Annotated in this window: 7 protein-coding genes; 6 read left to right on the top strand and 1 reads right to left on the bottom strand. The window is 35.9% G+C overall.

What is annotated here, in order from left to right:
• Positions 1-93: 93 nt before the first annotated feature.
• The 6 genes from AC3DU7_RS10865 to AC3DU7_RS10890 all read left to right on the top strand — a co-directional run bounded on the left by AC3DU7_RS10865 (position 94) and on the right by AC3DU7_RS10890 (position 5,902).
• On the top strand, positions 94-405 hold the full coding sequence (locus AC3DU7_RS10865; protein WP_488039367.1) for a hypothetical protein: 312 nt from the start codon (positions 94-96) through the stop codon (positions 403-405).
• A gap of 9 nt (positions 406-414) precedes the next feature.
• A complete protein-coding gene (locus tag AC3DU7_RS10870) occupies positions 415-1,905 on the top strand; it encodes a class I adenylate-forming enzyme family protein (RefSeq protein ID WP_488039368.1) in 1,491 nt (496 codons plus the stop codon).
• A 130-nt stretch (positions 1,906-2,035) separates the two neighbouring features.
• Positions 2,036-3,160 carry a 3-oxoacyl-ACP synthase III family protein gene (locus AC3DU7_RS10875; protein ID WP_488039369.1) on the top strand — a complete coding sequence of 375 codons (1,125 nt, stop codon included), beginning with the start codon at positions 2,036-2,038 and terminating at the stop codon, positions 3,158-3,160.
• 130 nt (positions 3,161-3,290) lie between these two features.
• Positions 3,291-4,055: a glucose 1-dehydrogenase gene (locus AC3DU7_RS10880; RefSeq protein WP_488039370.1), complete on the top strand. Its 765-nt coding sequence runs from the start codon at positions 3,291-3,293 to the stop codon at positions 4,053-4,055.
• 180 nt (positions 4,056-4,235) lie between these two features.
• Entirely contained in the window at positions 4,236-4,997 is a 762-nt protein-coding gene (locus AC3DU7_RS10885; RefSeq protein WP_488039371.1) for an SDR family oxidoreductase, read from the top strand.
• 143 nt (positions 4,998-5,140) lie between these two features.
• Positions 5,141-5,902 carry an SDR family oxidoreductase gene (locus tag AC3DU7_RS10890; RefSeq protein WP_488039372.1) on the top strand — a complete coding sequence of 254 codons (762 nt, stop codon included), beginning with the start codon at positions 5,141-5,143 and terminating at the stop codon, positions 5,900-5,902.
• 106 nt (positions 5,903-6,008) lie between these two features.
• Here AC3DU7_RS10890 and AC3DU7_RS10895 read toward each other — a convergent pair whose 3' ends face one another.
• Entirely contained in the window at positions 6,009-11,441 is a 5,433-nt protein-coding gene (locus tag AC3DU7_RS10895) for an ATP-binding sensor histidine kinase (RefSeq protein ID WP_488039373.1), read from the bottom strand.
• Positions 11,442-12,868 lie beyond the last annotated feature (1,427 nt).

The following is a 12,868-nucleotide window of genomic DNA, read 5'->3' on the forward strand; positions in this document are numbered from 1 at the left end:
ATGAGTGCTACTTCAAAAATAAATAGTAACTAATCAATAATAATTACTTTTTATTGTTTTGATTATTTAAGCCAGAAAAATAAGGAGATTTTGATGAAAGCTCAAACTTTTTTTCCAGAAGTTTGTTGTAGATCGTTGTGTTTTTTTCAGAAAACTAAATTATTCAAACAACTACAGTTTTGGGTAGAAACAATCGACCATTGTCTAAAAATTTTTCAACTCAATGCTAGTGATTGGCAACAAATATGTAAAATCGTAGCTCCTGCTGATTCTATTCCTAAAGAGACTACTGATTTTGCAATTAAAACTTACGATTTTCATCAAATAGTTAGATTAGTCTTTGATACATTACTCCAGTGTATAAAACTACTTTCTACACAATGGGAAAATAAATATTTGGGGTAAAAAATAACGATGAATATTACACAACATATTGAAAGAGGCTCTCAATTTTTCCCTCACAAAACAGCTTTGATTTTTGAAGAAAAAGCTTTTACTTATGGGAAACTAAATGAGTTAGCAAATCGTGTAACAAACGGTTTGCAGTATTTGGGAGTAAAAATTGGCGATCGCGTAGCTTTGTTTTTGCCCAATATTCCTGAATTTGTCATTGCTTATTTGGCAATTCTCAAACTTGGTGCTGTGGTTGTTTCTGTTAATTCAATGCTGAAAAGTGATGAAGTTAGCTTCATCCTAAATGATAGTGAAGCAGTCGCAGTTGTGACAACATCATCTTTGAGGGAGCAAATATCAGATCGGGATCTAGCTTTTCTGAAGAATGTTTTAATTGCTGAGGGTGAAACAGATACAGATATCAACTTGTCTACTCCGATGGAAAAAGAGAGTTCTGATTTCAAGACTGTTTCCATGGAACCTACTGCCCCTGCTGCTATTGTTTACACTTCTGGTACCACTGGTTTTCCTAAAGGGGCAACCCTGTCTCATGGGAATATCTGTTCTAATATGCACTCAGTTAAGCATTGTTGTCAAATCGACTCTGATGATAAGTTGTTGCTTTTTTTACCTCTTTTCCACTGTTTTGGTCAGAATTTTATTCTCAATGGTGGGTTAAATGCTGGCGCAACAATTATTTTGCAGCGACGGTTTAAGCCAGAAGATGTACTGAGAGCTGTTCAAGATCATGGCGTGACCATGTTTTTTGGAGTGCCGACAGTGTTTTTACGCTTGCTGGAGACTGGTGTGTCGCAGTCATCTTTTGATTCGGTACGCTATTATTTTAGTGCTGCTGCTAAAATATCTGTAGATCTTGTGTGTCAGTGGCAAGAATTTTGTGGTAAACTGATATATGAGGGTTATGGATTAACAGAAACTTCACCTTTTGCTTGTTACAACCATGATTTGAGATATAAATTGGGTTCTATTGGAATGCCAATTGAAAACGTAGAAATGAAAGTTGTGAATGAAGCTGGCAAAGAGCTTGAATGTGGGGAAGTTGGAGAGCTGTTAATACGCGGCCCGAATGTCATGCTAGGATATTGGAATCGTACAACAGAAACACAGAAAGTCTTGCGTAATGGCTGGTTTCATACAGGCGATCTAGGCAGGATGGATGAAGATAACTATTTCTATATTGTCGATCGCTTGAAGGATATGATTAATGTTTCTGGGTTCAAAGTATATCCTTCCGAAGTGGAAAAAGTAATTTTGGAACATCCTGCTGTGCTTGAGGCAGCGGTATATGGTGTGAGCGATCGCCTGAAAGGAGAGGTTGTTTATGCTAATATCGTTCTCAAACCTAGCAAACTTGTTGTTGCTGAGGATATAAAAAGTTTTTGTTCTCAGAGAATAGCAAATTATAAAGTGCCTCATACATTTCGCTTTGTTGATTCTATTCCCAAAAATGCTACGGGGAAAGTTCTCAAGCGTGTTTTGCAGCAAACTTAGTGAAGCAGAAGAAAGCTCAAGCTTTTGTTGGGTTGCGCTCCGCTTAACCCAACCTACATATTGCTATTCCCTACTCCCTACCTCCACAAAAAGACTTCCATAAGCAAACCCTAAATAAGAATAAATAACAATGAATCAATCTGTTGGTATCCGAGCACTTGCAGTTAATTTTCCAGAGAAGGTGTTAACAAATGATTACTGGAAAAATAACCATCCAGATTTATTAGTTAAACTTGAACAAAAAAATCAAACTGTACGACTGTTTGACAACGACTCACAACAAAATAAGAACTGGGTGCAAGCGACTAAACCTTATCGAGAAGATATTTTTCGAGGGACTTTAGAAAGAAGAGTTTTAACTGGAGATGAAAATTCTATGACTCTTGAATGTGGAGCAATAGAAAAGGTTTTGCAAGCGGCAAAACTAGATATTAACGAAGTTGATTTATTAATATCTTGTGCAATGTTTCCAGAAAGACTAGCCATTGGCAATGCCACTTTAATTGCACTAAAATTAGGTTTTCGAGGTACAGCTTGGAATTTGAATGCTACCTGTGGAGGTGCTTTGTTAGCATTAGAAAATGCTGTTTCTGTTATACAAAGCCAGAAAATAGACCGAATTTTAGTGTCTGTATCATGTGATTATTCTAAGCATATAGAGTATACAAATCCATTTTCTTTTACTCTTGGAGATGGAGCTGCTGCTTTTATTGTGGAAAAAGTTCAAACAGGAGAAGGATTACTTCATTCTTATTCAACTAATACTCATGAATCTTGTGATGTAGTTTATCCCAAATTTACTGTAGATGAAAAAGGAGAAATAAAGTTATTAATTGCCATCAATAAAGAGACTGTCAAATATGCCACTTCTTTATTTATTAAATATTTCCAAGAATGCTCTACAAAAGTATTAGCTGAATCAGGAATCAAAGTGGAAGATGTAGATTTCTTTGTACTTTATCCACCTACTGCCGGGTACATTGACTTTTGTGCTTCAGAATTGAATATTCCTAAAGACAAAACTATTGATATCTTTCCTCAGTATGGAAATATTTCTGTTACTTCAGTGATGGCTGCTTTATATCATACAGCCGAACAGAAGAAAATTAAAAAAGGTGATTTAGTGATGACCTATGCTCATGGTTTTTCAGGGGCTGCTGCTGCTCATATTATGCGTTGGGGTGATGTAGCTTTAGGGCCTGTTCCTACAGCACCAGAAAGTTTGATGAAACTCACTACAAAAGTAGGAGTTTAATTTCTTTTGAGAGTGAAGTTTTTGTTAAATTATCACCCTGTGAATTACTTCACTCTCTGAGAGCATTTAACCTATTATTTTCAACATTCCCAGATCGGTTTTATCAACAAAAATCAAAGGAGTATTAAAGATGTCATTTTCAAAAGAATTTGATGGAAAAGTTGCTTTAGTTACAGGAGGTTCATCCGGTATAGGTAAGGCAGCAGCTCTTGCTTTTGCTCAAGCTGGAGCCAAGGTAGTCATTGCCAGTAGAGGTGTTGAGGAAGGAGAGCAAGCAGCACATGAAATTTGTGCTAGAGGTGGTGATGCCATTTTTGTGAAAACTGATGTGTCTCAGGCTAAGGAAGTAGAGACATTAGTGAACAAGGCTGTAGATATTTATGGTCGTTTAGATTGTGCATTCAACAATGCTGGTGTTGGAGTGCTACGTCCATTAATCGATTACTCAGAAGATGACTGGGATTATGTGATAAACATTAATCTTAAAGGAGTTTGGCTTTGCATGAAATATCAAATAAAACAAATGCTTAAACAGGGTAGCGGTGCGATTGTCAACAACTCTTCTCTTGCAGGTGTGGTTGGCATGGCAAATATTTCTGTTTATACAGCAAGCAAAGGAGGAGTTATAGCTATGAGTAAAGCTACAGCTATTGAGTATGCTCAATCAGGCATCCGTATCAATGTCATTAGTCCTGGGTTTATTGAAACACCTATATTTGATAAGGTTCCTGTAGAGCGAGTCGATCAATTTTTAGAAGGTCTTTCTCTTCCTCCAATGGGGCGTTTTGCTGATTCTGATGAAGTAAGTGGAGCAGTTTTATTTTTATCTTTAGGTCGATCATCTTTCATTACTGGACAGAATTTAATAATTGACGGAGGATATCAAGCTCAATAAATAAGTTCTTCTTCTTTTTCTTTGACCATTGTGTAGATGATGAAAGTTGTTGCAATAAATAAAATTAAGTTGTTCAGAATTTAAACTATATAACCCAATCTTTGTGAAAGGAAACTAGGAACAGGAAAAAGAGAAAATAAAATTTAAATGGGTTTTATATAAATAACAGGAGTATTAAATATGTCATTCTCAAAAGAATTTGATGGAAAAGTTGCTTTAGTTACGGGAGGTTCATCAGGTATAGGTAAGGCAGCAGCTCTTGCTTTTGCTCAAGCTGGAGCCAAAGTTGTCATTGCCAGTAGAGGTGTTGAAGAAGGAGAGCAAGCAGCACACGAAATTTGTGCTAGAGGTAGTGATGCTATTTTTGTGAAGACTGATGTGTCTAAGGCTAATGAAGTAGAGGCATTAGTTAACAAGACTGTAGATATTTATGGTCGTTTAGATTGTGCATTCAACAATGCTGGCATTTCACAAATACATCCAATTACTGATTCTTCTGAAGAAGATTGGGATTGTATTATCAATATTAATCTCAAGGGAACATGGCTTTCTATGAAATATGAGATTGCACAAATGCTTAAACAGAGTAACGGTGCAATTGTAAACAACTCTTCTATTGCAGGTGTAATTGGTATACCCAACCTTTCTATTTACTCAGCAAGCAAGGGTGGGGTGATAGCTATGGCCAAAGCTACAGCAATTGAGTACGCAAAGTTAGGCATCCGTATCAATGTTGTTAGCCCTAGCTTTATTCAAACTCCAATATTAAATAAATTTCCTACCGAACAACTCAATCAGTTTTTAGAAGAGCATCCTCATCCTATAGGTCGCATTGGTACTTCTGAAGAGGTTGGGGAAACTGTAGTGTGGCTTTGTTCAGATCGTGCTTCCTTCATTACAGGAGAGAATTTAATAATTGACGGAGGGTACACTGCTCTATAAATTAGTTTTTATAGGTTGGATTACGACAACAAAAGCTTACAGTTAAGTAGAATAACAGTTTGGTTGCACCTAATTAAACTAACTGGATTTTATTCAGGTTAATAGATTTCTAGATTTATTGAAATAAAAGGAATATTTTAAAGATGTCATTCTCAAAAGAATTTGATGGCAAAGTTGCATTGATTACAGGTGGTACATCAGGCATAGGAAAAGCAACATCTCTTGCTTTTGCCCAGTCTGGAGCCAAGGTTGTCATCGCTGGCAGAAGAGTTACTGAAGGAGAAAAAGCAGTACAAGAAATTTGCGCCAGAGGTGGTGATGCCATTTTTGTCAAAACTGATGTGTCTGTAGCTAGTGAAGTGGAAACACTAATTAATAAAACAGTTGAATCTTACGGTAGGCTCGACTGCGCTTTTAACAATGTGGGTAATGGTTTAAACCGTCCGCTAACTGAGCATACAGAGGATGATTGGGATTATATAATCAACGCAAATTTAAAAGGAATGTGGCTTTCTCTCAAATATGAACTTCCGATAATGCTCGAACAAGGAAGTGGTGCAATTGTTAATATGTCATCTATTGGTGGTGTTGTGACTATCATGCCCGGTATGTCTGTATATTCCGCAGCTAAAGCCGGAATTATTGGTTTAACTAGAGCAGCAGCAATTGAATATGCTAAATCTAATATCCGAATTAATACAATTAGTCCGGGGGCTGTAAAAACTCTAGCTTTGGAGAACAATTTTACTCCAGACCAACTTACTTTTATCAACGGGTTACACCCCTTGGGGCGAATCGGGAAACCGACGGAAGTTGCTGAAGCAGTAATTTGGTTATGCTCTGAACGCACTTCCTTCGTTACAGGGCATAATCTGATAATTGATGGAGGATACACTGCTCAATAATATCATGTTCGGTTGAATACTTATAAATAAATGATGGAGGAGTCAGGAGTCAGGAGTCAGGAGAGAAGAAAGGAGAAATGCTATTGCCAATGATGTAAATCTCACATCATCCATCAACAGGAATTTCTATAATAAATTCCGTGCCTTGTCCCGGTTGAGAAATACACTTCAACTGTCCTCCATGTTGCTGAGTAACGATTTGGTAACTAATAAACAATCCCAGTCCTGTTCCTTGGCCGATCGGTTTAGTGGTGAAGAAGGGGTCAAATATTCGTTGGCAAACAATGTCGCTCATTCCCATCCCATTGTCAGCAATGCGAATTCTTACAGTTTGAGCATCTTGCAGTTCTGTGGTAATACGAATTTCGGGGAAGCTTCCAATATCCGAACTTATTAAAGCATCGATCGCGTTGCTGAGAATCTGCAAGAATACTTGATTTAGTTGACTAGCCCAGCAGTTTACTGAGGGTAATTTTCCATAGTCAAGAACTATAGCAATTTCTGGGTGAGAGCAATTAGCTTTGAGCCGATGTTGCAAAATCATTAAGGTATTATTTAATCCTTCGTGGATATCTACCTCCTTAATGTTCGATTCATCAAGGCGAGAGAAGTTCCGCAAACCAAGAATAATTTTGCTAATACGATTGCTCCCTGTTTCCATGGAATGGAACAATTTTTCTAAATCATCACACACAAATTCTAGATCTATATCCTCTAATTTCTCTTCTATGGATGAATTATAACCGGAAGAATTTTGTTTATAAAGATCGAGTAGCTCAAGTAAGTCGTGGAAATATTCGCGAGCATGAGTGATATTACTGGAGATAAATGTAATTGGGTTATTAATTTCGTGGGCAATTCCTCCCACCATTTGTCCCAAAGCAGACATTTTTTCCGTTTGGATCAATTGAGTTTGAGTTTGTTGCAATTTTAGCAGGGTTTGCTGTAAGTCTTGGTTTTTCTCCTGAAGTGCTTGAGTTCTGTGTTTGACTTGGGCTTCCAAATTGTAGTTGTATTTTTCTAGATTCTGGTAAAGTTTGGCGTTTTCGATGGAGATCGCAGCTTGGGTCATAAGTAGATGGAGGACTTTTATGCGGTCTGGAGTAAATGCTCCTATAGCAAGGCTGTTTTCTAGGAGGAGGAGACCAATAAATTTTCCTTGCTTGACGATCGGAGTACACAAGAGACTTTTGGGTTGGTGTTCGATCAAGTATGGATCTCCAGCGAAGGTAGTTTCTGTTTCAAGCTGATTAATGAGTACAGTTTCTTGAGTCTGTTTGACAGTGTTGATAACAGTATGAGGTAAACTTTTATCTGGATCGTCGAAATGTGTTATGCATGAGTCATAGTCGTCGCTCAGGCATTGAATAGGAATTTCCCAAGTACCAGAGTTGTTTAAAACTAAAGTTCCTTTGTTTGCTCCAGCATTTTCCATGAGGATGTGCATCAATTTATCAAGCAAGCTATTTAGTTCAATTTCTTCTGATATAGTTTGGGAAGCTTTAATAATAGTATAAAAGTCGAGGTTTTTGCTAGTTTTGCTGGTGATTGAAGATATAGTTTTTGTGACATCAAGTTTTGTTATTTCTGGTATTTGGGTGCGAATAATTAGATTTGAGTAGCGTTTTTCTAGATCTTTGATTTTGCCAGTAGCGCCCCAACTAATATAGCAGTAATAAGCATCTGTCATGTAGGCTTTGGCTACTTTTTCTCTGCCAAGAGACAGATAAAATTCTGCTGCTCGTTCGTTGGCGATCGCTTCTTCATGGATGTAACCGTTTTCTGAGGCTCCAGAAATTGCTTTTTCGTAGTAGGTTGCTGCTATTTCATTTTCACCTAAAGCTCTGGCTGTTTCTGCTTCTACTAGGTCGTATTTGTGTTGGAAGTTCATGGGGGCGTGCTTTGCCCAAGTTTTCATTTGTTTTTGGTTGGACTTGACTTGCTTGAGGTATTGTTTTTGTTCTTTTGGGGAGGTTTTGAGATAATTGGCGAGGAGTGCAAGGGAGTAGTAGAAGTTGTATTGAGCAAAGTACATTGTACCTTTCAAACTATCTTGATATTTTTTTCCAAATTCAGCAACTTTTACTGCTTGTAAAGTATCTTGAAAAACATAAAAAATCATCAATTTTATCAGACTGATTTCTAAGATACCTGCCTGATTATTAGCCTGGATAAAACTATCAGTATAATCTTCATCAAGTTTGGCACAAATATCTAATTCCCGCTCACTTAAATCACTCAAAAGATATTTAACACAATCATTCCATGCACTAGCAAAATTGATGTAGTATTTTTTTTGACTGCTGATAATTATAGTTAAATAATCTTTTTGAATTTTCGCTACTTCTTCCAAATTTTTACCCCGGAATAAAATATTTGCACAATAAGTAATAACACATTCACAAGCATACTGAGTATCTCCATTTGACCATCCATATTTAAATGATTCTACTAACTCTGATTCTGTTTCTTTTAGATGTTTTTTCCAGATTTTTACAAAAAGATTAAACATCAAATAAATTTTGGCTTTAAATTCTTTAGCATTATATTTATTTAATAATTCTATAGATAAAACTCCCATATTGTATCCGGTCTCAAAATCTCCTATGGCCGAACATAAAATAATGCTATAACTTCCAAATACATAAGCAGATAAAGGTGAATTTCCATGTTTCAAACACAGATTAACCATTTTAAATATTAGTAATGGAAACAGGTTGGGATTGACACCAAAAGCAACAGGAATAGTAGCAATGATTATTTTGATCGCGACCAGCTTGTAGGGGTCATTCATTTCTGGCAAATTAGCCAGATCATTTATCGAATAACGACTCAAACTAAATTTGACGTATAAATATTCTTTGATGATTTTTAACTTACCAATTTTTTTGGGGAAGCTAATCTTATTTTTTTTCAATACTGCTAAAGAAGTATCAAGTGCTTGTTCTCCAAGATTCTGAGAAGTCTTAAACTCTATTAACAATTCATAAACTTTTACTTGTTCAAGTAAATTTTTTGTTCTGGCTAATATAAATTCTGACAATTGTTGCGCCCGCTCAAAATTAGTATTGAGATACTCAACTTCTAATGTTTCTACATAGAGTTCTTTTGTCAATTCATAATGACTCTCCCAACTATTTGTGGGTAACAACTCTAACCCTACACTTAAATATTTGTCTGCAGCCTTATAAGCTGTAGCTCCTTTGGCTTTTGTCCCTGCCCATAAATTTAATTTTAGCAGCCCTTCTTTTAACTCTTTTTCTGTGATTAAATCACGCCCTATATTCAACTGATTTACAAGATCAAAGATGTTCTCTTCTATTTGCTCATATGGCAGACTTTTCCACAACAATTTACCAATTTTCAGATGAATTTTTTGTCGATTTTCTTCTGGTATCAGTGAATATGCTGCTTGCTGCACTCTGTCATGCAAAAAACGATAACTTACCCTAGATTCATTAAATAATGATTCTTCGCCATTGTCGTTTTCTGAAAATAATAAGGGAATTTTATAATCCTGAGTGAGCGGTAATATTAAACCGTTTTGTAAAGCACTCCATAAATCTTTTGCTGTCTGAGTCGCAGATTTTTCGTTAACTACTGCTAATACATCTAAGCTAAATCTATTACCAATACAAGCTGCTAATTTTAAAACTTTTTGGGTAGTTGTTGATAGTTTTTCAATATTCCTTGCAACTAATTCTACTACTCCTAAATCTGCTATGCCAAAACTTTGAATCTGCTCAATATCCCACATCCAACATCCAACAGTAAAATCAAATGTTATTAATTTGTCTGTATACAATGTTTTGAAGAGTTGAGTTAAGAAAAAAGGATTACCTTGGGTTTTACTATATAGTAGGTCTGATAATTGAGTGACTCGATCATTAGTGGTAGTAGCTTCTTCTGATAATGTTTCTGCTATTAATTGTCTAATATGATTTATTTTTAGAGGTTCTAATATAATTTGATTAACTGTTGTGCTGGTTTTTTGGATTTTTTCGATGGTTTGAATAGTTGGATGTACTGAATTAACTTCATTGTCTCGATAAGCTCCGATCAATAATATGTTTTGGGTTTCGCTATCTGTCATTAATTGTTCTATCAGCTTTAATGATGCTAGATCTGCCCACTGCAAGTCATCAAGAAATAAAACTAATGGATGCTCTGTTTGAGCAAAGACACGGACAAATTTTCCGAATACTTGATTGAAACGGTTTTGTGATTCAGTTGCTCCTAACTGAGCTGCTTTTTCTTGTTTACCGATGATTAATTCTAATTCTGGGATGATATCAATGATGATTTGACTATTTTCTCCTAATGCGGTTAATAGTTTCTGCTTCCATTCAGTAATTTTCAGTGTAGTTTCTGTAAGTAACTGGCGAATTAGCTGTTGAAAAGCTTGGCTGATAGCAGCATAAGGAATATCCCGTTTTAATTGATCGAATTTGCCACTAACGAAATAACCTCTGGCTTTAACTATAGGTTTATGTACTTCGTTAACAACTTTGGTTTTACCGATACCGGAGTAACCTGTAACTAGAATGACCTCTTTATTGCATTGACTGATTTTGTCATCATCCGTATTACTTACACGATCAAAAGCTTCTAAGAGGAGCTTAACCTCTGTGTCCCTACCATAGAGCTTCTGGGGTATGCTAAATTGACCTTTTTTGTCTTTTTTCCCTGGAGTAAAGACTTGAATTCTGTTAATGCTTTGTAGTTTACTCAAGCAATATTCAAGGTCTGCTTTTAATCCAAGAGCGCTTTGATAGCGGTCTTCAGCATTTTTTGATAGCAATTTCATCACTATTAAGGATATAGCAATGGGAATTTCTGGGTTAATTTGGTGTGGAGGGATAGGGATTTTAGCTATGTGGGAATGGATGACTTCCATTGGATCGTTGCTATGGAAGGGAAGCTGTTGAGTAAGAATTTGATAGAAGGTAACACCCAAGGAGTAGAAGTCAGTGCGATAGTCTATGCAGCGGTTCATGCGTCCAGTTTGTTCTGGAGATATATAGCCTAGAGTGCCTTCTATATAATTTGGGTTGATGATGGCCTGAGTTTCTGTTTCTAGACGGGTAGCGATGCTGAAGTCGATGATTTTTGTTTTTTGTGTGGTGGGTTCGATCAGAATGTTGTGTGGTTTAATATCTTTGTGGATTATTTGTTGTTGATGTATTTTATCTAGAGTTTCACTGAGTTGGATAGCTATGTTGAGAAATTGGGAAATTGCGATCGATGAGTCTGTTATATATTGTTTGAGAGATAGGGAATTGAAATATTCAAGGATGAGTATAAGGCGATATTCCTGGTGGATCATGTCTATGGATTTAACAATTCCTTCAAGGTGGAGGTTTTTGAGGATATTGTATTCATGTCTAATGCGCGCAATTTCTTCTGGGGCAGGGTATTCAGAAATTTGTGTTTTGAGGACAACTAGAGTATAATCTGACTGGCATAACGCTCTATATATTATACTATTACTGCCTTCGTATAAAGTTTGTAAGTTTGAATAACCAGGGAGAGTTAACATAGTTTTTATTTTTTGGGGATTGTTCAGCAAGAGGATTGAAAGGTAGGGGAGAAAAAAAATAGTGAATTATTTATAGTAGTATAGTACCTAAAAAGTACAAATATTAACTTTTCTTAATTTTATTTCATCAACTTGCTAATCGTCAAGAAAGAAACTCAGGTGGAGAAAATTAAGAAATAAGAAATTAGTAATGAAATATGCGTAAATTTTTGTCTTTATTACACCATAGATACTATTTTATACATCAGTAGTTATATCGTTTTATGTTAAACATTAATACTTTTAAAAAATATATATAACAATTATTATCCCTTAGTAATGTACAAAATTCGTTTGTTTTAGAGAGTAACTCACAAGGGTAGATTTTTTAATGATTGTAACTATATTTTGAAGAGAAGGTGGACAAGGGAAAAAAGAATGTAGAACTTATGTGTTTGAATATTTCTGAATTGGAATAAACATTACACATTTCCAATAATAAAAAATCAAATCAATTATAGCACTCTTATTTATCAATTATTTCCCCCTACGACCTAGTATTTCCCCCTACGACCTAGGAATGTTGCATGCAACGTCCCTACTCTCTCTTTGTTGGAGATGTATATTGAAAATAAAAAAGAAAAATTAGATATAGCTGTCTAAAATGAATTTGAAAAGCTCTTTTTGAGGATATCCGATCCAGACGCACCCTTTTGTAGCATTCTTTTTTATGTCTGGTATAAGAATAGTTTAAATAGGGCTTGCTGAAAAGTCTTATGAGTGAGGGGAGGAGTCAGGAAAAATGGGAATGATAGAGGAGATAGTCGGATATTTTGCCCCTTGATTTTTCTGTGCTTGTCTACCCAAAATGCTAACTTTTTGAGAATTTTAGACTGAAAACCTGTCACTTTTAAAGCCTCTACTAAGCGTTTGTTAGCGCAGCTTCCCGTAGGGTCTGACAGCTTATACAGCATATTTCGGGCAAATGATGTACAAGATGAATATTAAAAATATTGTAGTGCGGGTATCTTACCCGCAATGGGTGTACCTCATAACAACGGAAAACACTGTATCATGTATGTTTGAATGCTTACACTTTGGAGAAAGGAAGGTAGCTATGCTGTTTGTGCAGCATTCCACAGGAAAGGAAAATAAAAGTTCAAAGGGAGAAGGTTTTTTATCCCTAATTATCCGGACATAATATTATTTTTTTTTATCAGACATCTCCGACAATAAAAAATAAAATCAATTATCGCACAGAAATTATCAATTCTTTTCTTCTACTGCCTACTGCCTCTTTTCCGGAGATGTCTATATGATGATATCATGTCCGGTAGTATCGGAGCTTGTATAAAATAAGGCAGCGATGGGAAAAAAACTTCTACTTTCCTTCTACCAAAATCTAATTATTCAACCGGACATGATATAAGTTTTATTCCTGACTGTCT

This window comes from Okeania sp. (genome assembly GCF_983059655.1).

Bases quoted from the DNA above. Each gene is read 5' to 3' on its own strand.
- AC3DU7_RS10865 (WP_488039367.1), top strand. From the start codon at position 94: ATGAAAGCTCAAACTTTTTTTCCAGAAGTTTGTTGTAGATCGTTGTGT.
- AC3DU7_RS10870 (WP_488039368.1), top strand. From the start codon at position 415: ATGAATATTACACAACATATTGAAAGAGGCTCTCAATTTTTCCCTCAC.
- AC3DU7_RS10875 (WP_488039369.1), top strand. From the start codon at position 2,036: ATGAATCAATCTGTTGGTATCCGAGCACTTGCAGTTAATTTTCCAGAG.
- AC3DU7_RS10880 (WP_488039370.1), top strand. From the start codon at position 3,291: ATGTCATTTTCAAAAGAATTTGATGGAAAAGTTGCTTTAGTTACAGGA.
- AC3DU7_RS10885 (WP_488039371.1), top strand. From the start codon at position 4,236: ATGTCATTCTCAAAAGAATTTGATGGAAAAGTTGCTTTAGTTACGGGA.
- AC3DU7_RS10890 (WP_488039372.1), top strand. From the start codon at position 5,141: ATGTCATTCTCAAAAGAATTTGATGGCAAAGTTGCATTGATTACAGGT.
- AC3DU7_RS10895 (WP_488039373.1), bottom strand. From the start codon at position 11,441: ATGTTAACTCTCCCTGGTTATTCAAACTTACAAACTTTATACGAAGGC.